Genomic DNA, 20,455 nt, shown 5'->3' with positions numbered 1-20,455 from the left:
AAGTTCCACAGACCGGCGGCGCGCGCCTTGGGCTTGAGCTCCTCGATGATGGCCGTCGGAATCCAGGCATTGCCCTTGGCGCGGTTCTCGGCAATCTCGCGGAAGAAGCGAGCTTCGTTGGGGTAGACATGCTGGTCCATGAAGGCCAGCAGGCGGGCCTGCATGTCCTGGACTTTGGGGGTGAAGTTGAAATCCATACTTTTATCTCCTGGAGTGATCGTTAAGTTTGAGAGGTGTGGCCGGCCTGGCTTTTTTGCGCAAAATCCCACGCCATGCGCGCCAGTGCCGGTGCGCCCTTGGCCGAGGCGACGGCCTGGGCGCTGGCGGCGGTGCCGGCTTCGACCCGTTTGGCAATGCCCTGCAGGATGGCGGCAAGGCGGAACAGGTTGTAGGCGAGGTAAAAATTCCAGTCGGCCTTGATCAATTCAGGGCTGGCGAAACCGGTGCGTTCGCAATACAGGCGGATGTACTCGGCTTCCGTCGGAATGCCCAGGCTGGCGACATCGAGGCCGCCGATGCCGCGAAAGGCGCCCGGCGGAATATGCCAGGCCATGCAGTGGTAGCTGAAGTCGGCCAGCGGGTGGCCCAATGTGGACAGCTCCCAGTCAAGCACCGCCAGCACGCGCGGCTCGGTCGGGTGAAACATCAGGTTGTCGAGGCGGAAATCGCCATGCACGATGGAAACCATGGCTTCATCACGCGCGCTGGGTGGAATGTTGGCCGGCAGCCAGGCCATCAACTGGTCCATCTCGGGAATGGGCTGCGTGATGGACGCAGCGTATTGCTTGCTCCAGCGACCGATCTGGCGCTCGAAGTAGTTGCCGGGTTTGCCGTAGTCGGCCAGACCACGCTCGGCAAACTTGACCTTGTGCAACGCGGCGATCACGCGGTTCATTTCGGTATAAATCTCGCCGCGCTGGGCTGTCGTCATGCCGGGTAGCGACTGGTCCCACAAGACGCGGCCCTCGACAAATTCCATCACATAGAAGGCACGGCCGATCACGGTTTCGTCTTCACACAGGCAGTACATCTTCGCCACCGGCACGTCGGTGCCCTGCAGGCCACTCATGACCTTGAACTCGCGCTCGACCGCATGCGCCGAGGGCAGCAGCTTGGCCACCGGGCCGGGTTTGGCGCGCATCACATAGGCGCGTGACGGGGTGATCAGTTTGTAGGTCGGGTTGGACTGGCCACCCTTGAAGATTTCGGCACTCAGCGGGCCTTCAAAGCCATCGAGGTTTTTGTCCAGGTATGCGCTGAGCGCAGCAATATCAAAGGCATGCTGACCCGAGACCTCGCGCGTGCCCAGAAAATGGTCGAAGTTGCTCATGCTTTATCTTTCCAGATCGGCTTCAGAAATACGCAGCAGGGCTTCGCGGTTGCGCACCACCAAACCGCCCGGCTCGATACGGATGGCATCCTCGCGCTCCATGGCCTTGAGTTCCTGGTTCACGCGCTGGCGGGAGGCGCCCAGCAGTTGTGCCAATTCTTCCTGTGCCAGTTGCAGGCCAATGCGCACCTCGCGTCCGTCGCTGAGGCTGCTGACGCCGTAGCTGCGCACCAGATGCAGCAACTGCTTGGCCAACCGCGCGCGCAAGGGCAGGGTGTTGAGGTCTTCCACCAGGCCGTACAACTGGCGGATGCGGCGCGCATGCAGGCGCAGCATGGCTTCGTAGAGTTCCACATGCATCGCCAGGATTTTTTTGAAATCGGCCTTGGCCACACACAGGATGGTGGTCTCGCCATGCGCATAGGCGTCGTGGGTGCGCCGGTCGCCGTCGAAGATCGCCACGTCGCCAAACCAGATGCCTGGCTCCACATACGTCAGCGTGATTTGTTTGCCCGAGATCGAGGTGGAACTCACGCGCACCGCGCCTTTGGCGCAGGCGATCCACTGCTCTGGCGGGTCGCCGCGAGCGGCGATCAGTTCGCCGTCCTTGAATCGTTGGACGTAAGCGCATCGAAGTATGTCGTGCCGGAGTGAGGGGGAGAGGGATGAAAACCAGCGGCCACCGTTGATGGCTTCTCGTTCATCTATCGTAAGAATGGGATCGTCCATGGCCTGTCTTTTGGGTGACTCTCAAGCGGCCTATTGTCGCGCCAGAGACCACCTTGCCCACGCCCACCTGTCACCTCGGTGTCCGCTCGCCCCTGGGCGCAGGCCCTAGTCGTAGCGGGGCGTGCGTTTTTCCAGGAAGGCCGAGATGCCTTCGCCGCCGTTGGGATGGTGCAGGTTGCGCACGAAATGTGCACGCTCGGCGTCCATCTGCTGGCCCAGGGTGCTGCCTGCGGCGTCGTTGATCAGTTCCTTGATGCTGGCCAGCGCATTGGGCGCGCGGGTATTGAGCGTGTCTGCCAGTTTCAGGGCTTCACTCAATGCATCACCGGGGGTCACGCAGCGGTTGACCAGCCCGAGCGCCTGCAGTCGTGCGGCACCTATGCGCTCTCCGCACATCAGCAACTCGCTGACCAATGCGCGCGGCAGGGCGCGGCCCAGGGTCCAGCTGCCGCCGCCGTCGGGCGACAGCGCCACGCTGCTGTAGGCCATCACAAACACGGCGTTGTCGGCGGCCACCACAAAGTCACAGGCCAGCGCGAGTGAAAACCCCGCGCCGGCCGCCGCGCCCTCTACCGCCGCGATGACTGGCTTGGGGAAGGTGCGCAGCGAGTCGATCCAGCTGTGCAGACCGTTGATGCTTTGCGCTTGCACGTCCTGCGGCTGCTCACGGTTGGCCAGCAGGCGCTGCAGGTTGCCACCCGCGCAGAAGGTGCTGCCTTCGCCGGTGATCACCACGCTGCGGATCTCCGGATTGTTTTCGGCAGCGTTGAGCGCCTCGACGCCGGCGGCATAAATCTCCGGGCTCAGGGCGTTGCGGAAGTCCGGGTTGCTCAAGGTCAGCACCAGGGTGGCGCCGTCGCTGGTGCTTTTGAGTGCGCCTGCCATGTCAGGACTCTTGATGCATGAGGCTCAGACCGATCGCACCACGCCGGCGCAGCCACGGGGAAGGGCGATAACGCGGGTCGCCGTAGACCGTCTGCATGTTGAACAACACTTCCAGGATGTTGGTCGGGCCGTAGCGGTCGCCCATGGCCAGCGGTCCCAGCGGGTAACCCAGGCCGAGCGTGACTGCGGTTTCGAGGTCTTTCGGTGTGCAGATGCCCTGTTGGCAGATGTCGCTGGCAATATTGACAATGGTGGCTACCACGCGCTGTGTCACGAAACCGCCGCTGTCACGGATCACGCTGACGGCCTTGCCGTCGCGCGCAAACAGGGCGTGGGCGGCGTCGCGCATGTCGCTGCGGGTGGCGGGGTTGGTGGCCAGCACACGGCGTTTGGTTGCGGCATCGTCGATCAGCATGTCGATGCCGATGGTGCGGGCCGGGTCCAGCCGCTCAACCACGGCCACCGTGGTGATGTCAAAACCCAGCGGCGCCACCAGCACCAGTGCGTTCATCGATGGTGAGGCACCGGTTTCAATGCTGGCGCCCAGATTTTTGAGGAGTTGCAACAACTCTGAGCGCCGTGCTGCGCGCGGCGAGACCCAGACCGGCGGCATCTCCGGGACGGTCGGGGCCGGTGGTTCGGGCGTGATCTGGGCGGCGCCATCCTGGTAGCGGTAAAAACCTTCACCGGTTTTGCGGCCCAGCATGCCGCCAGCCAGGCGCTGCGCGGTAATTACGCTGGGGCGGTAACGCGGCTCGTCGTAATACTGCTGGTAGACCGACTCCATGACCGGGTGCGACACATCCAGCGCGGTCAGGTCCATCAGCTCGAACGGTCCGAGTTTGAAGCCGGCCTGGTCCTTCAGAATGCGGTCTATGGTCGCAAAGTCGGCAATGCCTTCGCTGACGACGCGCAAAGCCTCGGTCCCGTAGCCGCGGCCGGCGTGGTTGACGATGAAGCCGGGCGTGTCCTGGGCCTGCACCGGCGTGTGCCCCATCTGGCGCGCGTAGGCGGCAAGGCCGTCACAGGTGCTGGCCCCGGTCTTCAGCCCGGCAATCACTTCAACCACTTTCATCAACGGCACGGGGTTGAAAAAGTGGTAGCCGGCAAAACGCTCAGGGTGTTTCAGTCCGGCGGCGATGGCCGTGACCGACAGGGAAGAGGTATTGGTGGCCAGCACGGCTTGCGGAGAAACAACACCTTCCAGCGACAGAAACAGTGATTTCTTCACATCCAGACGCTCGACCACTGCCTCGACCACCAGATCGCAGTCAGACAGGTTTTCAAGTCCCGCAGCCGGCACCAGAGCTGCCTTGCAGATGCTTGCCAATGCGGGGTCCAGCCGGCCTTTGTCGACCAGCTTGTCCCACTGGACGAACAGTGCGTCACGGGCCTTGCTGGCGGCGTCGGGTTGTGCATCAAACAAACGGACCAGGCTGCCTGCCTGCGCTGCCAGTTGGGCGATGCCGCGACCCATGGCCCCGGTGCCAACAATACCTACAGTTTTATAGAGAGGATTCATGGAAAAGTATTATCACGCAGCCCGGAAGGGGACTTTTGCGCGGGTTCTCAGTGCATTTGTACCCGGCGATTTGGTTTTTTCGCGCGCTTGTACGGGGTAAACTTGGCTGACTTGCTTGCGGCTCCTTACCAGCTGGTGGTGGTTCATGGTACTTTCTGAAAACACTCGGTCAATGACTGCAGGCATGTCTGTTTGGGAGTCGGTCTATCCGGTCTGCACGTTCGTTGCGTAAATTGGGCTCTGCCAGAATCAGCCAAGTGACTATTTTTCTACATTTGTTCAACAAGCGTTGCCTTCTGGTTGCCAGCCTGGGGATGCTCGCGGCTGCGGGAGCATTGGCCATCACGCTGGGGCCCAATACCCGCTCGGCGGTGTCAGGCCAGCCCCTGGATATCTCTGTTCAGATGATGTTTGAACCCGGGGACGATCAACAGGACCTGTGCCTGGAAGCGAGTGTTTTTTATGTGGACAGGCAACTGGACAGGTCGCAGGTTCAGGTGTCGCTCGAAAAATCGCCCAACGCCCAGCAGACACTGATACGTATTCGCGCTGCGCCGCCGGTAGAGGGGCCCGTGGTCACGGTTCATCTGCGCGCCGGTTGCGTGCAAAAAACCATGCGCCGTTATGTGGTGCTCGCCGCCGGCAAGCCGCGCTCGGTGGTTCAGGGCGAGGAAGCCTCGATGCAGGTGGGAGGCAGCCCCTTGTCCGCTACCTCTCAAGAAACTCCGCAGGGCACTGTACGGGTTCAGGCGCTCGAAGGTGAATTGCGCCAGTTGCGCGATGAACTGCAGAAAACCCGCCTGGCGCTGGATGCAGGCCAGGAGCAGCTTCAACAGGTCCGGCGCGAGCGTTACGACAAGCAATGGGTGTATGGCTTGGGCGGCCTGCTGTTTTTGACATTGGCCGGCCTGTTGGTTCTCCTTTTACGCCGGCGCGCTCCTGATCAGTCGCCGCTGGGCTCACAGCCGGGCGGCTTGCCTGCAAGGCCTGCGACCAGCGGCGTGGACCTGGAGATTGACGAATCCCTCTTTGACGATTTGAAGCGGCGGCCAGCGCCGTCCCCTGCCGTCCATGAGGAATCGATCCCCCCTCTGGCTCGGCGCGACCGTGCCAAATTCTCGGTCAGTGTGCCTTTTATTCCTCGCACCGTGAAGGTTCCGGAAATTTTCGATTTGCAGCAGCAGGTGGAGTTTTTCAGCTCGCTGGGGCAACAGGACAAAGCCATTGCCTTGCTTCGCAAGCACCTTGTCAACAACGTCAAGACCAGCGCCCTTGTGTATCTGGATCTGCTGGATTTGTACCATCAGACCGGCAACAGGCAGGACTACGAAGACCTTCGCACCGACTTCAACCGGGTGTTCAATACGCAGATATCACCTTTTGACAGTTATTCCGCGACTGGCCCCAATGCCGCGGCTTACGCAGCGGTGATTGGCCGGATTGAGGCGGCCTGGCCGAAGCGACGAGTGTTTGACATCATCGACAACGCGCTTTTCCGTGAGCCGGGCAACCCCGTTGAGGTGCTGGACCTGGAGGCCTACCGTGAGTTGCTGCTGCTGCATGCTGTCGCCCGCGAAATCATCGAGCTGGAGGCTGAACCCGCCGACAGCACGATGGACACACACTGGCCCGATATCGCCATGCAGCCGAGGTCTTCGCCCCGCCTGGGACTGGACATCGACCTGAGCACATTCGCACCCGGCAATCACGCCGTCAGCGGCTCATCGTCGCGAACCCGTGCGCCAGTGGCAGTCACTTCAGCCCGTCCGGGCGAGGAACCCACGGTGTTTGACTCCCTTGTTGATTTCGACGACTACGACACCGGCTTTCGTCCGGATGACATGGGGAAATCCTAGACTTTCGGCGCGTCGCGCGCGGCGCTTCGGCGCAACACCGCAGCGTAAAACTTCACGCATCGTGCATCGTTTGACCCTTTGACGGCGGTACACGCGGCTGCCGTGTCAAAATGTAAGCTTGTTTCTTACCTGTGGTCGCGCGTGAAAATCCGGCTTTTTATCCTTGCTTCGGTGCTGATTGGCGCGGTATCGGGCAGCATGGCCGTATCGCTCGGACGCAGCAGTGGTGCGGCCCTGTTGGGGCGGCCGCTGGACATCACCGTGCAGGTGGAACCGGGTCCTGCAGACGCCGGTGCCTCATCCTGTGTCGAGGCCGATGTGTTTTATGCCGACGAACGCATTGCTGCATCCCGCGTGCAGGTCAGCCTGGAAAAAGCGGCTTCGGCTCAGGACGCCCGGATTCGCATCCGTGTGGCCAGACCGGTCGATGAGCCGGTGGTGACCCTGTATGTGCGGGCCGGCTGCTTACAGCGGACTGAAAAGCGGTATGTGTTGCTCGCCGATCTGGTGACAGAGCAGGCTTCGGCGTCCAGGGCGCCGGATCTTGTGGCCAGGCCAGCCGCAGAGGCGCGTTCCCTCGCCGATACGTCGTCTGGCGTTGCCGCACTGCGTCGCCCGCGTGATCCCGTGCGCCCCCCAGCCGCGGCAAGTGGCAATCCGGATCGGTCGGTAGAACAGGTGCCGCGTGTCCGTCGTTTTGCGCCGCCGCAAGCAACTGCCAAGGCCTCACCCAGACTCCGGCTGGAACCCATCGACCTGAGCGTCGAAACATTCCCCCAGCTTCGGCCATCGACCGAGATGCTGAGTCTGCCGGCGACCAACCCGGAGCAGCGGACCCAGGCCGCAGCGCTGTGGAAAGCGCTGTCGACCGGGCCCGAGGATGTGCTGGAAGCTGCGGTCAAGGTTGCCGCCATTGAAGCGGCGGTGCGCGCTTTGCAGGTCGAAACCCGGAGAAACCAGGCCGCGCTGACCGAATTCAGCACGGCCCTGCAAACTGCCAGGCAAGAGCGATATGCCAACGGACTGGTCTACGGCCTGCTCGCCGCGCTGGCCATCGCCCTTGCCGGTCTGGTTTACGCCTGGCAGCGCTGGCGCAGCCCTTCTGCAGCGGTTGACAAGCCCTGGTGGCGTCGCCGGATGCCGGTGGACACCGGCTGGCACAGCGAACTCGGTTCGGTGGCCTCCGGTTACCACTCGCATGACGGTCACGAAGCGTTCCTTCCACCAGATTCAGGCGACAAGCCGGTACCGGTGAATGCGGATACTGGTGCGCGCAGCGCCGACCGGCGTCGCGTCGCGCCCTCGCGTGCCATGCCCCTGTCGCGGCGGGACCAGACGGATTTCGGATTAAGCATGCCGCACACCCCGCGGGCTGCAAAAGCCGAAGAACTCTTTGATGTCCAGCACCAGGCCGAGTTTTTTGTCTCCATTGGCAAGGAAGATCAGGCCATCTCGGTTCTGCTCGAGCATATGGGCGATGATGTCCAGGTCAGCGCGCTGATTTACCTGGATCTGTTCAATCTGTACCACAAGGTCAAGCGCAGAGAGGATTACGAGGAACTGGCGGAATCGTTCAGCCGCATGTTCAATGCCCGGATTCCTGCCTTTGATGCCTATACCAGCGCCGGCCGCGGGCTGGAGTCCTACACCTCGACAATTGCGCAGATCCGCAGTGCCTGGCCGCGGCCCGCCGTGGTGTCATTCATGGAATCGCTGATTTTCCTGCGGCCAGGAGAGCAGCGCGAACCTTTCGACCCCGAGGCTTTCCGCGAGCTGCTGGTTCTTTACGGCATCGCGCGCGACATCGTCGAAGCGCAACCCCCCTTGGTCGACAACCTGCTGGACTTCGACCTGCCCGTTGCCGGAGCCGACGCTGCTCCCTCGGCCGGCCTTCCCTTGACGGCGATGGATGCGCTGCCGGTCATCGAGGATCCGGTCGCTGTGCCAGGCGAGCCCAAAGCGGGGCTGGACATTGACCTGAACATGCTCGGTGATAAGGGGAGGCCAACCACCGAGGGGCCCCATTTGGCCGTACCTGTGGCTGAGCTGACCGATGAACTCCCGCCGATCGCCGGGGGCAATCTCATCGATTTCGAAGCCTTGACGCCGGGCTCGCCGCCCGCCGCGATCATCAAGGGCGACGCCGCTTTCCGGCATTGACGGTGGTCGCGGACACGGGCTGGTGGGCCGTGCCTCCCGCTAACGTCGAACCTGCAAGGCGCCGGGATTGACGATGTTGGTGGGTGTGCCCTTGATGAAGTTCACCACATTGTCAAAAGCCGCACCGAAATACATCTCATAACTTTCCTGCTCCACATAACCGATGTGTGGTGTGCAGATGCAGTTCTCCAGGCGCAGCAGCGCGTGTCCCTGCAAAATCGGCTCGGACTCGAACACGTCAACGGCTGCCAGGCCAGGACGACCGCGATTCAATCCGGCAATCAGTGCTTCCGGTTCAATCAGTTCGGCACGCGAGGTGTTGACCAGCACCGACGAGGGTTTCATGCGCGCCAGATCTTCCAGCGTGACCACACCGCGTGTGTCATCGGCCAGCCGCAGGTGCAGGGTGAGGACGTCGCTTTCCTGGAAGAACTCGGCCTTCGACGATGCCACTTCAAAGCCGTCGGCCTGGGCGCGCGCGCGCGAGGCCTGGCTGCCCCACACGAGCACCCGCATGCCGAAGGCGCGACCGTAACCGGCGACGATCTGACCGACTTTGCCGTAACTCCAGATGCCGAGCACCTTGCCCTTGAGCACCGAGCCGACGCCGAAATTGGCTGGCATGGACGCGTTTTTCAAGCCGGCCTGCTGCCAGGCGCCGTGTTTGAGGTGCGACACATAGTGGGGGATGCGCCGCATCGCGGCCATGATCAGCGCCCAGGTGAGTTCGGCAGGCGCTGTCGGGGAACCCACACCTTCGGCGACCACGATGCCGCGTTCTGTACACGCGCCGACATCAACATGGCTGCCGACGCGGCCGGTCTGCGCAATCATCTTGAGTTTGGGAAGTTTTTCGATCAACTGGCGCTGCAGATGGGTGCGTTCCCGGATCAGCACGACCACATCGGCGTCCTTGAGCCGGACGGAAAGCTGGCCGATGCCTTTGACAGTGTTGGTGTAGACCTTGGCCTGGTAGGCATCGAGTTTGGCTGCGCAGCCCAGTTTGCGCACTGCATCCTGGTAGTCGTCAAGGATAACTATGTTCATCATGCTGACCGTTTTTGCAAGTTGTTGAATTCACTGGTATTTTTCACGTATCGCGTTGATCTGTCTGGATATTTTCTGGTTTTGGCGTAGCTTTTTTGGCGCATTAATTCCGCATCGAGGCTCATCTAAGCCCGGCTACACTTGCCGCAGTCGTCAGGTTTTGGCGTAGCTTTTTATATTCCAAACGAGATCCGGGAGACAGGCAGAGCATGCATTTTGACGCACGGGCGGCCAAGCAGCTGAAAGCCGGTGAGCACATTGTCGTCGACGGGTGCCCCGGCCTGCGACTCGTGGCCACCACCACCCGGCGGACGTGGGTATATCGGTACAAGGACCCGGCCACGGGCCTGATGAAACAAATCAAGCTTGGCAGCTGGCCTGCCATGCCTCCATCCGGTGCCGCGACAAAGTGGGAGGAACTGCGAGGGCGGCGCGACGGCGGCGAAGACCTGCGGGCTACCGTCAAGGCCAGCAAGCGGGTGCAGAGCGGCCCAGACGCCGGCTACACCCTTGGCCAGATGGTCGAGCACTATCACACCGGCTACCTGGCACGCCGACGCCAGGCCAAAGGTGCCAAGGCGGTGCACAAACGCCTGGTGAACGCCATCGCAGAACATGCCGAATTGCCTGTCAGCGCCGTCAACCGCCGGTTTGCCTTTGACCTGATTGACGGCCTGAGCGACCGGCCGGTGCTGGCCGGCAGCGTGAAGACCGAACTCGGCGCCGCCCACAACCACGCCATGGACGCCGGCCGCATCCCCGAAGACCTGCCGAACTGGTGGGTGCTGGTCCATGCCCGCAAGTTGCGCAGCAAGGGCGCCCTGCGCGATGGCGTGCACAAGGGCACGGCAAAGCGGATCCTTTCAGAGCCTGAGATCAAAACCATACTGGCCAGCGACCTGCAGAGGTTCAGCCAGCAGGTGCAGGACTTCCTGGTCATCCAGCTGTGGACCTGCACTCGGGGCGCGGAAATCGTGTGCATGCGGGGGGTAGACATCACGGAAGAAGCCGATGGCTGGTGGTGGACCATACCCAAGGAATTCACCAAAGGCCGGAACAACGAAAACGCCACAGACCTGCGGGTCCCGCTGATCGGCCGGGCGCTGAAGGTGGCGCAGCGCCTGGTTGAGACAAATGGCCAAGGGTGGCTGTATCCCAGCGTTTCCCGCGCCGGGGTGCACGGCCACCAGCAGCAGGCCTACATGCAGTCGAAGGTGCACTACCTGCAGCCGTACAGCAAGGCCCGGAAGGATCATGTGCGCGAGCGCTTGAGCGTGACGCACTGGAGCCCGCACGACCTGCGCCGCACCGGGCGGACTATGCTGGCGTCAATGGGCTGTCCCGACGAGGTGGGGGAGGTGATCCTGGGCCATGTGAAGCCCGGCGTGGTCGGTGTGTACAACCTGTACGCATACGACCCCGAGCGGCGGCTGTGGCTGGGCAAGCTGGCCGAGCGGCTGGAGTCGCTGGCTTAGTGCGCGTCTGCCGGGACTTTGGGCTTCTTTGCCCCGGTGTTTTTCGGTGGCAGCTGCTCGGAGACAGGGCGGGTGTCAGCCCACTCCTCGAGCTCACGCACCAGCCAGCCGGAACGCCGGTCGGACAGCTGGCGCGGCTTGGGGAATTTGTTCTCCCGAATCAGTCCCTCCACCGTGGATTTCCCGAGGGCGACAAAGCTGCAGGTTCCTTCGATGTCTAGGTAGGCCGGCTTTACGGCAACTTGTGCGTTCATGGCGTGCCGGCTCCTTGTTGTGGTTCGGCGGGCTGTTTTGGCCCCCAAGGGCTTGAGAAATTGAATCGCTCTTGAATTGCCAAGCTCCAGCCCATGATTCGGTTGTATGTCGGGTAAAGCCATGAGAATGCGTCCCAGCGGCACATTGGCAGGCTGACGAGGTGACCAACCCAAAACAACAGATGAGCGAGCAGGAACAGCGGGTTGACGCCTTCCCAGAATCCTCGCCAGAATGCTTTGCTCATGTCTCAGCCCCTTGGTCTTGCCCTGTGGGGGCGGCGAGAGTTTCAAAGTAGAACGTGACCGCTTTACCAGTTTCGACCAGCAAGCCGTATGCCTTGGCTAGCCTGTACGGGGTGTTGTGGGCATTCAGTGACCGGACATGGCCCTCCAGCCACTTGCGCCAGCCATCAAGGCTCAGCGAGTGTTTGCTAATGTTGCACGGCGGGCATGCGGGCATCATGTTGTCGATGCAATGGTTCTCGGGCCGCAGCGCGTTGCCTGATGCCACCAACCGATTGTCTCGAACGATAAATTCGCGCTCAACGGGCAACAGGTGGTCAGCATGCCATCGCGCCGGAAGTTCACAGCCGCAATAGGCGCACCGCCCGCCGAACTTGTTGAAGACGGAAAGGCGCTCAGATTTTGTAAGGGCTTTCAATTATTCCCCCCTTCCACCGCACCAGGAGCTGGCATAGCCTTGCCGATTGAGGCGGCGGCTCGGACCAATCTGCAGACCCTGCGGAACAGAACTTCGGGCCGGTTCAGTTTGTCGCGCCAGTACCAGCCCGGTGAATGCTCCTGCATGTCATAGCTCGTATATTCCTTTTCGGTCGGGTACTTGGTCTCGATGATTTTTCTCGCCTCAGCCTGCACCGCTGAGCGCAGCGTGAGATAACGCCGGCCACCGCCACGGTAGATCGTCGCGCTTTCAGCCTTGACCATTCTTCACCTCACTATCGTTACTGGGGGCAGGCCCGCCAAACATGTCCGACGTGTTCGGGCAGCGGGGTGCTGGAATCGGTTGGCCCTTCTCAACAAAGGCAATGCAGAACACTTCGCCCTTTTGGTCATCAATGCGCCACTCGACAGCTTCGCCACGGAATGACGCCGCGATGATTTCGCACTTTTCGTTGTCGTCGCAATCATCAAGGTCTACGCCGTCGCGCATAGCCTTGTCGCGTTGACAGTTGCCGCAGGCAGACTCAAGGAACGAGTAGCCTATCGTGCCGTTACTGGGGACCCATTGCCTGCCAGGAAGTGGGCCGGGTGTTGGTATGTAGCTCATGCTCCATCCCCGGTAGGAGGGGCAGGAAGTGGCATCCAGTGGGTGGGCGCTTGGTCGTCATCCCACGAATCGCCATCATGGCCAATGGTCCACCCCTCGACCGCTTCCTCATGCTCGCTGGACGGCCACTTAATCCACCCCGCAGACCCCACGCGATCACCCTTCCGAAGAATGATTTCCGTTCCATTTTTCGGCGCCGTCTCAATCGGCTGCCATTGAGTTACCCCGCCCCGATCACACGCGGCCAGATGATACTGAATCTTCCCCTGCTGGGCTGCTGGCTGGGTATCCTGCGCGATGATTTCCAAGATTCGGCCTTCTTCGTCCTGCCGTGTGACCGACACAATTGCGCCGTCCTCGGTCTTGGTGACAACGATTTCACCCTCCGGTATCGCTGGCTGCGGCAGTGCTGAAAGGGCTGCAAGGGCGTAGGCTTGCATCTGGTCGGCGGTGTATCCGTCAGCGGTGATCGTGTGCTTTTCCTCACTTGGGCAGAACGTGGCAGCATAAGTCACCAATGAGGGCAACGGCGGCAGCACTACTGCATCTGTTGGGGTTGGGGTCATGTCAGTCTCCCTTTTGTTTGGTCAGCATCGGCTTGAATTTCGGCGGCAGCCTGCGCGGGCGTTGTGTCAGGCGGAAACCTTCCATAGCAACTCAGTGCGTACCCTCGTTTAGAGCCGTCGAAAGCTCTGCAGTTTTGCGACTGCTCCTGATCGCAGATGCCCCACGGGCACACCCAAGGCTCGCCGCTCATACCCCACCCCCATCACCGCCAGCCGTACCAGCCGTGGGTTTCTCGCTGGCCTGGATGGCGGCGTCGATGTTCCCGTCACAGTTAGCGCCAACTGGAATGCTTGCGGGCCATTCAAAAACCAGCACAGATTCACCGTTTTCGTTCCAGTCAAAATCAGCGCCGATAAATCTTGTTTTTAGCCACCGATACCGCTCCGCATCCTTGCCATCCTGCGGGTGGAATGGGGCGGCGGCGCCGAGGAGGGCTGCTTTATACAAGGCCATCGAGACAATGCCCCACCACTGCGCAGGAATGGGGTCTGTGCCCTCAAGCTTTTGTAGCGAGTGAATCGTGTCATCGACCGCTTTGTGAGTCTCGGCGGAAAGCTTAAGCAACGCTGCATCTATTTCCCAGACAGGTGCCGCCACCTGCTGGCTGGCAAGCTCGGCGCGGACCAATTCCAGGATCGCTTCAAACCCTGTTTCGCTATGGCCGCGCCCGTCATACTGCTCAAGGATCGCGTTCTCGATCCGCTGTACTGCCGCCTCTACCGCCTGTGATGCTGGTGTTGTCATGACAAGCCCTCCAGTTCGCGCTGTAGTTCCGCCACGCGGAGCTTTTTCAGTTGCGCATCGCATTGCGCTTTGGTGTCCAAGTACCACGCCTCCAACTTCTTCAGCCCAGCTTCGGCCTCATGCGGCAGAAAGTAAAAATTGCTGTTCATGGCGTCGTAAAAGTGAACGTCTATGCTTGGCAGCACTTCGTCCAATTTCTGACGGGCGAAGTCATAAAGTTTGTCGCCGAACAACGAGATGCTGTTGATGTAAACATTCACGAAGCCGACCTGAGAATGTTTTTCTTCAGGGTAATTGGTGGGCGTGTTGGTGTACCAACTAACTCCCCATGCGCAATACATCTGGCCAACATAGTCAGACAACTTCGCATAGGACTCGCCTGTCAGTTCATCCGAAATAATCCGGTCCTTGAACAGCGGCAGCAAGGCAGCAAAGGCCGTGACCTTTTCGTATTTGGCTTTTGTCGCAGCCAGCTTTTCGACAAGTTTTTCGTTGAGTTCCATGATTTACTCCTTAGTGGGGTGAGATAGGGCGTCGCGGGCGCCGACTTGAATTGCGTAAACTTCGACCGGCTCAGGGCCGAAGAACTCGTGTGTGATGGTCTTGACGGTGAAGCCGCGCCACGGAAACACCAGGCGGCGCTCGGTGTCGTCGCGCTTTGGGTAGCCCTTCGTGATCACCACCTGGTCTGGCGTGACGAACTCCAGGCGCTTGCTCCAGTGCGGGCACACGCGCCGGTATTCCTCGGTTTTCGTGCCAGCTTTGATCTGCTCGAAGTAGATGGCCTTTACGGGCAGGGTGAGGATCCTCATGGCTGGCCGATCGCGCCGGTGGATGTCCGGTCGCTGCCGTTCAGCAGGCATGCATCGCCGTCGTCTTTGAACCGGCCACCGCAGCCGGTGGGCAAGGGGGTTTCGCAGTTAAAGCACGTCTCGCCCGGCAGTTGCGCCGGCATGGCCTCCCACATCGTCAGCACCTGCTCGCGCCCGGCCAGCACCATGGCGATGGAGCGGGCGTATTTGGTCGACCGGTTCTGCAGCCCTTGATAGGCCTTCGAGGAGGCGTCGCGCTCTTTCCTGGCCTTGGCGATCATTTCGTCGCGCCACTGGCGTTCCCACAGGTTCGTTTCGCTCACGACACCACCTCCGACTGTTTCAACATCCGCCGCGCAGCCTCGACCACCGCGTCCTCCATCATCCTGGGCGTGGACAGCCGCAGGATCTGCTCGTACAGGCCCATGGCGTCCTCCAGCGGCTCCAGGTCGGGGCCGTGGAATCCGTACTTGCGGTGGCGTTGCCAGATGGCGTCGCAGCGCAGCAGGGCGACGATACCGGCGTTCATGGTCTCCACCACCAGGGGGTCGATGGATTCGGCGCGGATAAGGGCCACATTGAAGGCGGCAGCCACGCGGTCGTAATCGCCGGCGTCAGCGGTTCCGTCCTTCAGGCGGTCGCAGGCGGTGCGAACCAGGTCCATCACCTTGTCGGCATGGGCTGGCTGCTGGTCCTGGCTGGCTGTGATGGCCTGGGCCCAGGCCAGAGTATCGGCTGGCCAGCGGCGGCGCTTGGCGTGGGAGGCAGCGCGGTGGGTTGAATTCATGTCTGTTATCCAGTGCGCGCCCGCTCTATGGCCGCGTCTATCAGTTGTTGGGGTGGGTCAGGGGTTTCGCTGCGGCGTCTTTACTGGGCGGATGCGGTTCGGAGTTCGCGTTGTTGTCCTGACCCGGAAAATCAGGCTGCTTGCTTGCTCAGGAGGTCTTTGAAAACTTCGACTCGCTGGTTGAACTTCAGCAGGCCGGCGGCCGTGGTTTCAATGAGCTCTTCATCGCGCTCGACACGCTTGATGTAAAGCTCGTTGCCCACCGGCTCCAGGTCGGGGACGTACATGATGAAATCGCACCACTTGGCGCCGGTGATCCACATTCCGCCCTGCATCTGGTGCATGTATTCCGACAGGTCGCCGGTTTCACGGATGGCCAGGATCTTCTGTGTGTCGATAGGGCACTTGATTTCAATCAGGCCCTCGCAACCCGTCAGGACTCCGTTGACGGTGTACGGATTGACCATGCCGTCCGTGCTGTATCCGAAACCGCCGTCATCGGTCAGGACAATCCCGGCCTCCAGTGCAACCAGGCTGGTCGCCATTTCCCAGCCTTGACGGGCGAACGGCTCCAGTTCGTGGCCGCGAGCCAGCACCCATGCCTTCACTGGCTCGCCGTAGGGCTTGCCGCTGATGCGCTCGATGGCAAGGTCGCTGGCGTAGCGGTCAGAGGCGGCAGAGGGGTCGCCAGGGAGTTTGTCGCCCGATTTCTTGGACAGCACCGCTACGGCGTCAGAAAAGCAACTGGCGGTGCATACGCCGGCGCGGAGGGCCAGCCATTCGGCAGTGCCTTGGGATACTTCAACGAACTTCATGCTGCCACCTCTGCGCCTTCTACGGGCCGGCCTTCAACGTCAATCGGCGTCGATTTCTTGAGTACGTCGCCCCGCGCAACCACTGCGGCCTTGAACGTGTTGTAGGCGTTCAGGTCCTTGGACGGCTTGATATCCGCCAAGCCCTGCTGCCAGATCGATGTCAATGCCGCTTCTGTTGCCGCGCCGTTGGCCCTGCACACCCAGTCATCCAGCGCGTCAGCCGGATACAGTGCTGCGCTTGCCGAGTGCATGTGGATACCCTCGCCATCGGTGTTGAGCATGTGGATCGCCTGATCGAGCCGGTCCGTGCGGTCTGTCTTGGGCCAGTATTTGTAGGCCTGTTTGACAACCGTTTTCTTGATCATTTCTTCCTCGTCGGATTTCCAGGGGCCGGAGCCGCCAGCCTTCCACGATTCGGAGCGGTCGCGGATGGAGTAAATCTTGGCGATGTCCATCGTGTGGGTCAGAAACTCGCCGTCAGGGGTTTTGACCACCACGTAGGCTCCCTTGATGGGCCCGCGTGCGGTGGCGCCGGCAAAGGGGTCATGCCCGTGCGTGGGCGGCTTGTCGAAGCCATTGACGACAAACTGATCGTTCTCGCGCACGACGTTGGCCTGTGCCCACAGGATGGAGCCGGTGCCGACCGCCAGATCGATCAACCCGATGTAGCTGATGTCCAGGCAAATCTTGTCCTTGCGCGGAACCAGATACGCCTGCTTTTTGGCTGGGTTGAGGCTCACGCCGATGGCGGAAACGTTGGTCACAGCGTCCGCCACCGACTGGCGGTTTGCCATGGCGATCTTCATCGCGTACTGGCTGCCGCTCAGCACCTGAATTGCAAAGCCAGCCTCCTTGTCGAAGTTGATGTGCTTGTCTGCGGCCACAAGCTGAAAGTTGTCACGTAGGGCAAAAATGTCCTGCGTGATCGTGGCGATTGCGTTTGGTGCGTTCATGTTGTCCTCTGTTGTCAGTTAAAAAGTTGTTTGATGAAGGGGCCAACGGTCCAGCCGATAGCGCCGGCAGCGCTCGCCGTACAGACGGCGAACCAGAGCCAAAACCGAAGTTCGTCAACCCAGCACCACGGCTGGTTGGCCTCGGCCTGCGGGTCGCTGCCGTCACTGTTGTCCTGACGCAGCGGCTCCTGCATCACGCGCTCGACGCGGACAGGGCAGCCGGGGCCTTGGGTGCATTTGCCGGTCATGGAGTCGCAGCATGAGGGCATCACAGGCTCCTCCATGTTCGACCCGTTGCCGCATTCAAAATTGTTGAAGTCGATACGCGGTAAGTGGACGCAAGCCCCGGTAGGGGAGCGCCCATAAGTCGCAGGCGCCGAATTTCCAGCACATCCAATGTTGTTAGCTTGGCCCTGCCGGAAAACTCACCGTATTTCGGCGCGCTTCTGCCTTTGTTGGCTCTGTCCCTTGCGTTATCGGTCGGTGTGCCGAGAAATAGGTGGCTCGGGTTCACACATGAAGGCGTGTCGCACTCATGGCAGATATACGCCCCTCTGGGCACCGCGCCATTCAAGTGTTGAAACAAAGCCCGATGAACAATGGTTGTTCCTAAGACTCTTCCGGCAAACTGTGATGTGCCGTATCCCCCACCGTTGGCCGATCCAAGCCAGATATGGCAACCAGACCATGGCAAGCGCACAGACCGGCCCTCAACATACTCTTGAAAGTTGGTTATTAACTTGTTGCTCACAGTTGCACCTGCGCTTTCAGGACAGCGCGGCGCGGCCTGCACACCAGGTGCCCTTCGACGGTCCATAGGGCAACGCTTTCCCCGTGGGCTTCACGGCAGAGCGCCTGCGCAGCAGCTTCGCGGCGGGCTGTACCGGCCTCGCTGTCCTGCAGGGCTTTGAGGTTGTCGGACTGGGACCAGTCGCCCTGGTGGTCCTCGGGGCCGTCAAGGCAGGCGCCGAGGCTTCCCAGCACCAGAATCAGGGCTATGACGCCTATGGTGGTTTTGAGGGTGTTCATGCGCCCCTCGCTTTGATCATCGCGTCGGCAACTTCATAAGCGACTTTTGCAATAACGTCGACCTTGGGACGGTCAGTGCCAACGATGTAGCCCGACATCGCGTAGGCCGCGAAGTAGTCGCGCAGGTTCGGGCGTGGCTCACCCTCCAGGCGCTGCATCCGTACCAGCATAAGGAGACACAGCAGCGCGAGAAAGGCGCACAGCAAAGCGAGTTGTGGATTGAGGTCGTTCACGCTGGTTCTCCTGCTGCAATTGACTCGGGATCCACGCCAGCACCAACGGCTTGCGCCTCGGCCCGCAGGGATGGGGGAAGGGGTGCGGCGATCGAGGGCTTGCCCAGCCGTTTCCAATGGGTGTAGGGGGCCTTTTCAGACGGGCCGGTGCACACCATGTCGGGGCCGGCTGCGCCTGCACCGCCCACGGCCATGTAGTGCTCGTAGCTCTCGCCGTGATAGAACCAGTGGCCGTCTTCCTTGAAGTCGAGGGTGTGCATGTCGCTCTCCTCGTCGCCTTCCTTCTGCAGGTAGAAAACCACCACCAGCTCGTCGTCCGGCGCGGTGGCGATCGGCTGCCAGTCCGAATCGGGGGCCTCCACGGTGACCGCCACCCAGTCGGCCGTATGCGCAAGGTGCTTCGGAACTTCGCCGACAGGCCGAACATCCGTCTGGTGGACGCGGCTGCCGTCGTACCAGCCTACTTGTTGGCGGGTCATGGAGCGGCTCCGGTGGCCTTGGCGATGGCGGCGCGGAGCGCTTCCAGCTTGTCTGGAAGTGCCGCATCGAATCCGTTGGAGAAGGCCACGGCCTTTGCCGCCTTCAACAACTCAGGCGAAGCGGCATAGAGGGTGGCATTTGCCAAAGCCTCGGCGCGCGCGCCCTCACCAGCCCGGCGGATTTCAGAGAAGCATTCGGCGACCAGCGCGCCGCCGATATCATGGGCGGAAACGGCCTGCTGGGCGGGGGCAATGATTCCAACATCGCCGTTGGCGCCGACGCGCACAGTCAGCGGGCCGGGTGTGTGGGCGCCGCTCATGACTGCAACCCCGACCAAGCCGCGCGGGACTTCTCATCCCACCGTTCCATTTCCTTCGGCGTCAGCGGCCAGCCAACACGCTGGCTTGTCGGCGTGGCCTGGCGCGCGGCTGCTGCTGCGTACAGCTCGGCCATCAGGGGCGGCAGCTCCGGTGTCTGATCCATCCTCATCTCCCATCCAGTTTGTGAAAGACCTTTCGGCCTGCCGTTGCCGTTCAGCGGGTGCTGGGTTGGCGTCTGGATGCATGTTAGCGCAGCGCTAATGAATAAACAATAGCGTAGCGCTATTTATTTTTAATCGAAACCCTATAAGTAGAAACCCGTAGGCACGATGCAGACGTAAAAAAGCCCGCTCGGGGCGGGCTGTGGGTGGGGTGGGGGGGGGTCTAAAACTTGTGCTTGATGCCTGCTTGCTTCATCACGGCGTTGGCGGTGTGGCGCGAGTAGCAGTTAAAAGGTACTTGAACCTTTAGTCTTCCTTTTGACCACCACTCGTGAGAGCCTTTCCCCGGCTCATAAAAAGAAAAGCCGTACTGTCTGAGTACGGCTATAACTTGATCGTAAAAACTTCTCATGCAGCTAGGGCGACATTACTCCAAGCGGCACGAAAGGCGGCAGGCTTAGGCGCTTGGAACTGCTCACCAAGCAACATATCGGCTCCGTGGCCGACCTCTTTAAACAGCGCCTCCAGAGAAGGGGCCTCTGCTACCAACCCATTCAAATCGGGGCTGGTTGCAACAAAAACTCCAGCCTCTTCGTCCTGGAGAACATCCACGCGAAACACCAATGTGATGCCAAGCGCGGCTGCAATCTTCCATCCCGGAAAACCGACTCGGTACATGGCAATCTCCTTTGAATAGCCCCCAATTCTACTAGCGATCCGCCAGATCAGCGTGTAGGGTTTTTCCTTGAGTTCCGACACATCCGCACATCACTGCGCGTCTTCGCCCGGTGATCTTCCACCGACAGCCACTGCATATTCGCCCGCGTATCTGGCCCGCCTGAGCACAGCGGCTGAACATGGTCCACCTCCCAGTCAGGGCACGATCCGCGCGCCAGGCCAGTGACAGGGCAGGGGTTATGGCGCTTGAAGGCCAGGACCTCGGCTGCGGAACGCTCGATTCTGGCCTCAGCCCATAGGGGCATGGCGCAGGCGGCTATCAAAACAAAA

General features: G+C 61.1%; 31 protein-coding genes and 1 pseudogene. 3 read left to right on the top strand and 29 right to left on the bottom strand.

The features are described 5' to 3' along the window. The 5 genes and pseudogenes from ACH2CW_RS02380 to ACH2CW_RS02360 all read right to left on the bottom strand — a co-directional run. Window positions 1–197, bottom strand: a pseudogene (locus ACH2CW_RS02380) (acyl-CoA dehydrogenase); the annotation flags it as partial. 23 nt (window positions 198–220) lie between these two features. Beyond that, window positions 221–1,330: a phosphotransferase family protein gene (locus tag ACH2CW_RS02375; RefSeq protein WP_395055246.1), complete on the bottom strand. Its 1,110-nt coding sequence runs from the start codon at window positions 1,328–1,330 to the stop codon at window positions 221–223. A 3-nt stretch (window positions 1,331–1,333) separates the two neighbouring features. Next, the gene (locus ACH2CW_RS02370; RefSeq protein WP_188708992.1) at window positions 1,334–2,059 is read right to left on the bottom strand and encodes a Crp/Fnr family transcriptional regulator; all 726 of its coding nucleotides are present in this window, start codon (window positions 2,057–2,059) and stop codon (window positions 1,334–1,336) included. A 105-nt stretch (window positions 2,060–2,164) separates the two neighbouring features. Then, a complete protein-coding gene (locus tag ACH2CW_RS02365; RefSeq protein WP_395055245.1) occupies window positions 2,165–2,944 on the bottom strand; it encodes an oxepin-CoA hydrolase, alternative type in 780 nt (259 codons plus the stop codon). 1 nt (window position 2,945) lies between these two features. Continuing rightward, window positions 2,946–4,466, bottom strand: a complete 1,521-nt coding sequence (locus ACH2CW_RS02360; RefSeq protein WP_395055244.1) for a 3-hydroxyacyl-CoA dehydrogenase — start codon at window positions 4,464–4,466, stop codon at window positions 2,946–2,948. Window positions 4,467–4,723: 257 nt separating this feature from the next. On the opposite strand from ACH2CW_RS02360, the gene ACH2CW_RS02355 reads away from it, so the two are divergent. Next, window positions 4,724–6,322, top strand: coding sequence for a hypothetical protein (locus ACH2CW_RS02355; protein ID WP_395055243.1), 1,599 nt, complete (start codon window positions 4,724–4,726; stop codon window positions 6,320–6,322). A gap of 141 nt (window positions 6,323–6,463) precedes the next feature. After that, window positions 6,464–8,482, top strand: a complete 2,019-nt coding sequence (locus ACH2CW_RS02350) for a hypothetical protein (RefSeq protein WP_395055242.1) — start codon at window positions 6,464–6,466, stop codon at window positions 8,480–8,482. A gap of 39 nt (window positions 8,483–8,521) precedes the next feature. Here ACH2CW_RS02350 and ACH2CW_RS02345 read toward each other — a convergent pair whose 3' ends face one another. Beyond that, on the bottom strand, window positions 8,522–9,529 hold the full coding sequence (locus tag ACH2CW_RS02345) for a D-2-hydroxyacid dehydrogenase family protein (protein WP_395055250.1): 1,008 nt from the start codon (window positions 9,527–9,529) through the stop codon (window positions 8,522–8,524). A 209-nt stretch (window positions 9,530–9,738) separates the two neighbouring features. Between ACH2CW_RS02345 and ACH2CW_RS02340 the strand changes: the two genes are divergently transcribed. Further along, window positions 9,739–11,004 (top strand): tyrosine-type recombinase/integrase, encoded by a 1,266-nt coding sequence (locus ACH2CW_RS02340; RefSeq protein WP_395055241.1) that lies wholly within the window; start codon window positions 9,739–9,741, stop codon window positions 11,002–11,004. On the opposite strand, the gene ACH2CW_RS02335 is transcribed toward ACH2CW_RS02340, so the two are convergent. The 23 genes from ACH2CW_RS02335 to ACH2CW_RS02225 all read right to left on the bottom strand — a co-directional run bounded on the left by ACH2CW_RS02335 (window position 11,001) and on the right by ACH2CW_RS02225 (window position 20,430). Further along, entirely contained in the window at window positions 11,001–11,258 is a 258-nt protein-coding gene (locus tag ACH2CW_RS02335; RefSeq protein WP_395055240.1) for a helix-turn-helix transcriptional regulator, read from the bottom strand. The two genes, ACH2CW_RS02340 and ACH2CW_RS02335, sit on opposite strands and share 4 nt — an antisense overlap. Beyond that, window positions 11,255–11,503 (bottom strand): hypothetical protein, encoded by a 249-nt coding sequence (locus tag ACH2CW_RS02330; protein ID WP_395055239.1) that lies wholly within the window; start codon window positions 11,501–11,503, stop codon window positions 11,255–11,257. Before ACH2CW_RS02330 ends, ACH2CW_RS02335 begins: the two co-directional genes overlap by 4 nt. Continuing rightward, complete coding sequence (locus ACH2CW_RS02325; protein ID WP_395055238.1) at window positions 11,500–11,919, bottom strand: HNH endonuclease; 420 nt, start codon at window positions 11,917–11,919, stop codon at window positions 11,500–11,502. Before ACH2CW_RS02325 ends, ACH2CW_RS02330 begins: the two co-directional genes overlap by 4 nt. Further along, window positions 11,916–12,203: a hypothetical protein gene (locus ACH2CW_RS02320; protein ID WP_395055237.1), complete on the bottom strand. Its 288-nt coding sequence runs from the start codon at window positions 12,201–12,203 to the stop codon at window positions 11,916–11,918. The genes ACH2CW_RS02325 and ACH2CW_RS02320 overlap by 4 nt, the downstream gene beginning before the upstream one ends. After that, window positions 12,190–12,546 carry a hypothetical protein gene (locus ACH2CW_RS02315; protein WP_395055236.1) on the bottom strand — a complete coding sequence of 119 codons (357 nt, stop codon included), beginning with the start codon at window positions 12,544–12,546 and terminating at the stop codon, window positions 12,190–12,192. Before ACH2CW_RS02315 ends, ACH2CW_RS02320 begins: the two co-directional genes overlap by 14 nt. Further along, window positions 12,543–13,112: a DUF551 domain-containing protein gene (locus ACH2CW_RS02310; RefSeq protein ID WP_395055235.1), complete on the bottom strand. Its 570-nt coding sequence runs from the start codon at window positions 13,110–13,112 to the stop codon at window positions 12,543–12,545. The genes ACH2CW_RS02315 and ACH2CW_RS02310 overlap by 4 nt, the downstream gene beginning before the upstream one ends. Before the next feature lie 187 nt (window positions 13,113–13,299). Then, window positions 13,300–13,857, bottom strand: coding sequence for a hypothetical protein (locus tag ACH2CW_RS02305; protein ID WP_395055234.1), 558 nt, complete (start codon window positions 13,855–13,857; stop codon window positions 13,300–13,302). Beyond that, window positions 13,854–14,360, bottom strand: coding sequence for a hypothetical protein (locus tag ACH2CW_RS02300; protein ID WP_395055233.1), 507 nt, complete (start codon window positions 14,358–14,360; stop codon window positions 13,854–13,856). The genes ACH2CW_RS02305 and ACH2CW_RS02300 overlap by 4 nt, the downstream gene beginning before the upstream one ends. Window positions 14,361–14,363: 3 nt before the next feature. Further along, window positions 14,364–14,669 (bottom strand): ASCH domain-containing protein, encoded by a 306-nt coding sequence (locus ACH2CW_RS02295; protein WP_395055232.1) that lies wholly within the window; start codon window positions 14,667–14,669, stop codon window positions 14,364–14,366. Beyond that, window positions 14,666–14,992: a hypothetical protein gene (locus tag ACH2CW_RS02290; protein WP_395055231.1), complete on the bottom strand. Its 327-nt coding sequence runs from the start codon at window positions 14,990–14,992 to the stop codon at window positions 14,666–14,668. The genes ACH2CW_RS02295 and ACH2CW_RS02290 overlap by 4 nt, the downstream gene beginning before the upstream one ends. After that, a complete protein-coding gene (locus tag ACH2CW_RS02285) occupies window positions 14,989–15,456 on the bottom strand; it encodes a hypothetical protein (protein WP_395055230.1) in 468 nt (155 codons plus the stop codon). Before ACH2CW_RS02285 ends, ACH2CW_RS02290 begins: the two co-directional genes overlap by 4 nt. A gap of 131 nt (window positions 15,457–15,587) precedes the next feature. Then, complete coding sequence (locus ACH2CW_RS02280) at window positions 15,588–16,271, bottom strand: lambda exonuclease family protein (protein ID WP_395055229.1); 684 nt, start codon at window positions 16,269–16,271, stop codon at window positions 15,588–15,590. Continuing rightward, a complete protein-coding gene (locus ACH2CW_RS02275) occupies window positions 16,268–17,224 on the bottom strand; it encodes a recombinase RecT (RefSeq protein ID WP_395055228.1) in 957 nt (318 codons plus the stop codon). The genes ACH2CW_RS02280 and ACH2CW_RS02275 overlap by 4 nt, the downstream gene beginning before the upstream one ends. A gap of 14 nt (window positions 17,225–17,238) precedes the next feature. Then, window positions 17,239–17,493 carry a hypothetical protein gene (locus ACH2CW_RS02270; protein WP_395055227.1) on the bottom strand — a complete coding sequence of 85 codons (255 nt, stop codon included), beginning with the start codon at window positions 17,491–17,493 and terminating at the stop codon, window positions 17,239–17,241. Beyond that, a complete protein-coding gene (locus ACH2CW_RS02265) occupies window positions 17,493–18,041 on the bottom strand; it encodes an HNH endonuclease signature motif containing protein (RefSeq protein WP_395055226.1) in 549 nt (182 codons plus the stop codon). Before ACH2CW_RS02265 ends, ACH2CW_RS02270 begins: the two co-directional genes overlap by 1 nt. Then, window positions 17,972–18,253: a hypothetical protein gene (locus tag ACH2CW_RS02260; RefSeq protein WP_395055225.1), complete on the bottom strand. Its 282-nt coding sequence runs from the start codon at window positions 18,251–18,253 to the stop codon at window positions 17,972–17,974. Before ACH2CW_RS02260 ends, ACH2CW_RS02265 begins: the two co-directional genes overlap by 70 nt. Further along, window positions 18,250–18,486: a hypothetical protein gene (locus tag ACH2CW_RS02255; RefSeq protein ID WP_395055224.1), complete on the bottom strand. Its 237-nt coding sequence runs from the start codon at window positions 18,484–18,486 to the stop codon at window positions 18,250–18,252. Before ACH2CW_RS02255 ends, ACH2CW_RS02260 begins: the two co-directional genes overlap by 4 nt. Then, window positions 18,483–18,965: a hypothetical protein gene (locus ACH2CW_RS02250; protein ID WP_395055223.1), complete on the bottom strand. Its 483-nt coding sequence runs from the start codon at window positions 18,963–18,965 to the stop codon at window positions 18,483–18,485. Before ACH2CW_RS02250 ends, ACH2CW_RS02255 begins: the two co-directional genes overlap by 4 nt. Continuing rightward, window positions 18,962–19,285, bottom strand: a complete 324-nt coding sequence (locus ACH2CW_RS02245) for a hypothetical protein (protein ID WP_395055222.1) — start codon at window positions 19,283–19,285, stop codon at window positions 18,962–18,964. The genes ACH2CW_RS02250 and ACH2CW_RS02245 overlap by 4 nt, the downstream gene beginning before the upstream one ends. Then, entirely contained in the window at window positions 19,282–19,449 is a 168-nt protein-coding gene (locus ACH2CW_RS02240; protein WP_395055221.1) for a hypothetical protein, read from the bottom strand. The genes ACH2CW_RS02245 and ACH2CW_RS02240 overlap by 4 nt, the downstream gene beginning before the upstream one ends. 221 nt (window positions 19,450–19,670) lie before the next feature. Then, complete coding sequence (locus ACH2CW_RS02235; RefSeq protein ID WP_395055220.1) at window positions 19,671–19,859, bottom strand: type II toxin-antitoxin system HicA family toxin; 189 nt, start codon at window positions 19,857–19,859, stop codon at window positions 19,671–19,673. After that, entirely contained in the window at window positions 19,856–20,125 is a 270-nt protein-coding gene (locus ACH2CW_RS02230) for a DUF1902 domain-containing protein (RefSeq protein WP_395055219.1), read from the bottom strand. Before ACH2CW_RS02230 ends, ACH2CW_RS02235 begins: the two co-directional genes overlap by 4 nt. Window positions 20,126–20,172: 47 nt before the next feature. Next, complete coding sequence (locus ACH2CW_RS02225) at window positions 20,173–20,430, bottom strand: HNH endonuclease signature motif containing protein (protein WP_395055249.1); 258 nt, start codon at window positions 20,428–20,430, stop codon at window positions 20,173–20,175. Between the last annotated feature and the right edge of the window lie 25 nt (window positions 20,431–20,455).

It is taken from the genome of Polaromonas sp., from assembly GCF_043778355.1.
GTDB lineage: Bacteria > Pseudomonadota > Gammaproteobacteria > Burkholderiales > Burkholderiaceae_C > Polaromonas.
The sequence above is the reverse complement of the archived record's forward strand: the minus strand, read 5'-3'. Positions and strand labels throughout refer to the sequence as shown.

Excerpts from the sequence above, each read along its gene's own strand:
- ACH2CW_RS02375 (WP_395055246.1), bottom strand. The coding sequence starts at position 1,330 with ATGAGCAACTTCGACCATTTTCTGGGCACGCGCGAGGTCTCGGGTCAG.
- ACH2CW_RS02370 (WP_188708992.1), bottom strand. The coding sequence starts at position 2,059 with ATGGACGATCCCATTCTTACGATAGATGAACGAGAAGCCATCAACGGT.
- ACH2CW_RS02365 (WP_395055245.1), bottom strand. The coding sequence starts at position 2,944 with ATGGCAGGCGCACTCAAAAGCACCAGCGACGGCGCCACCCTGGTGCTG.
- ACH2CW_RS02360 (WP_395055244.1), bottom strand. The coding sequence starts at position 4,466 with ATGAATCCTCTCTATAAAACTGTAGGTATTGTTGGCACCGGGGCCATG.
- ACH2CW_RS02345 (WP_395055250.1), bottom strand. The coding sequence starts at position 9,529 with ATGAACATAGTTATCCTTGACGACTACCAGGATGCAGTGCGCAAACTG.
- ACH2CW_RS02340 (WP_395055241.1), top strand. The coding sequence starts at position 9,739 with ATGCATTTTGACGCACGGGCGGCCAAGCAGCTGAAAGCCGGTGAGCAC.
- ACH2CW_RS02335 (WP_395055240.1), bottom strand. The coding sequence starts at position 11,258 with ATGAACGCACAAGTTGCCGTAAAGCCGGCCTACCTAGACATCGAAGGA.
- ACH2CW_RS02330 (WP_395055239.1), bottom strand. The coding sequence starts at position 11,503 with ATGAGCAAAGCATTCTGGCGAGGATTCTGGGAAGGCGTCAACCCGCTG.
- ACH2CW_RS02320 (WP_395055237.1), bottom strand. The coding sequence starts at position 12,203 with ATGGTCAAGGCTGAAAGCGCGACGATCTACCGTGGCGGTGGCCGGCGT.
- ACH2CW_RS02315 (WP_395055236.1), bottom strand. The coding sequence starts at position 12,546 with ATGAGCTACATACCAACACCCGGCCCACTTCCTGGCAGGCAATGGGTC.
- ACH2CW_RS02310 (WP_395055235.1), bottom strand. The coding sequence starts at position 13,112 with ATGACCCCAACCCCAACAGATGCAGTAGTGCTGCCGCCGTTGCCCTCA.
- ACH2CW_RS02305 (WP_395055234.1), bottom strand. The coding sequence starts at position 13,857 with ATGACAACACCAGCATCACAGGCGGTAGAGGCGGCAGTACAGCGGATC.
- ACH2CW_RS02300 (WP_395055233.1), bottom strand. The coding sequence starts at position 14,360 with ATGGAACTCAACGAAAAACTTGTCGAAAAGCTGGCTGCGACAAAAGCC.
- ACH2CW_RS02295 (WP_395055232.1), bottom strand. The coding sequence starts at position 14,669 with ATGAGGATCCTCACCCTGCCCGTAAAGGCCATCTACTTCGAGCAGATC.
- ACH2CW_RS02285 (WP_395055230.1), bottom strand. The coding sequence starts at position 15,456 with ATGAATTCAACCCACCGCGCTGCCTCCCACGCCAAGCGCCGCCGCTGG.
- ACH2CW_RS02280 (WP_395055229.1), bottom strand. The coding sequence starts at position 16,271 with ATGAAGTTCGTTGAAGTATCCCAAGGCACTGCCGAATGGCTGGCCCTC.
- ACH2CW_RS02275 (WP_395055228.1), bottom strand. The coding sequence starts at position 17,224 with ATGAACGCACCAAACGCAATCGCCACGATCACGCAGGACATTTTTGCC.
- ACH2CW_RS02270 (WP_395055227.1), bottom strand. The coding sequence starts at position 17,493 with ATGCCCTCATGCTGCGACTCCATGACCGGCAAATGCACCCAAGGCCCC.
- ACH2CW_RS02265 (WP_395055226.1), bottom strand. The coding sequence starts at position 18,041 with ATGGACCGTCGAAGGGCACCTGGTGTGCAGGCCGCGCCGCGCTGTCCT.
- ACH2CW_RS02260 (WP_395055225.1), bottom strand. The coding sequence starts at position 18,253 with ATGAACACCCTCAAAACCACCATAGGCGTCATAGCCCTGATTCTGGTG.
- ACH2CW_RS02250 (WP_395055223.1), bottom strand. The coding sequence starts at position 18,965 with ATGACCCGCCAACAAGTAGGCTGGTACGACGGCAGCCGCGTCCACCAG.
- ACH2CW_RS02245 (WP_395055222.1), bottom strand. The coding sequence starts at position 19,285 with ATGAGCGGCGCCCACACACCCGGCCCGCTGACTGTGCGCGTCGGCGCC.
- ACH2CW_RS02240 (WP_395055221.1), bottom strand. The coding sequence starts at position 19,449 with ATGGATCAGACACCGGAGCTGCCGCCCCTGATGGCCGAGCTGTACGCA.
- ACH2CW_RS02235 (WP_395055220.1), bottom strand. The coding sequence starts at position 19,859 with ATGAGAAGTTTTTACGATCAAGTTATAGCCGTACTCAGACAGTACGGC.
- ACH2CW_RS02230 (WP_395055219.1), bottom strand. The coding sequence starts at position 20,125 with ATGTACCGAGTCGGTTTTCCGGGATGGAAGATTGCAGCCGCGCTTGGC.
- ACH2CW_RS02225 (WP_395055249.1), bottom strand. The coding sequence starts at position 20,430 with ATGCCCCTATGGGCTGAGGCCAGAATCGAGCGTTCCGCAGCCGAGGTC.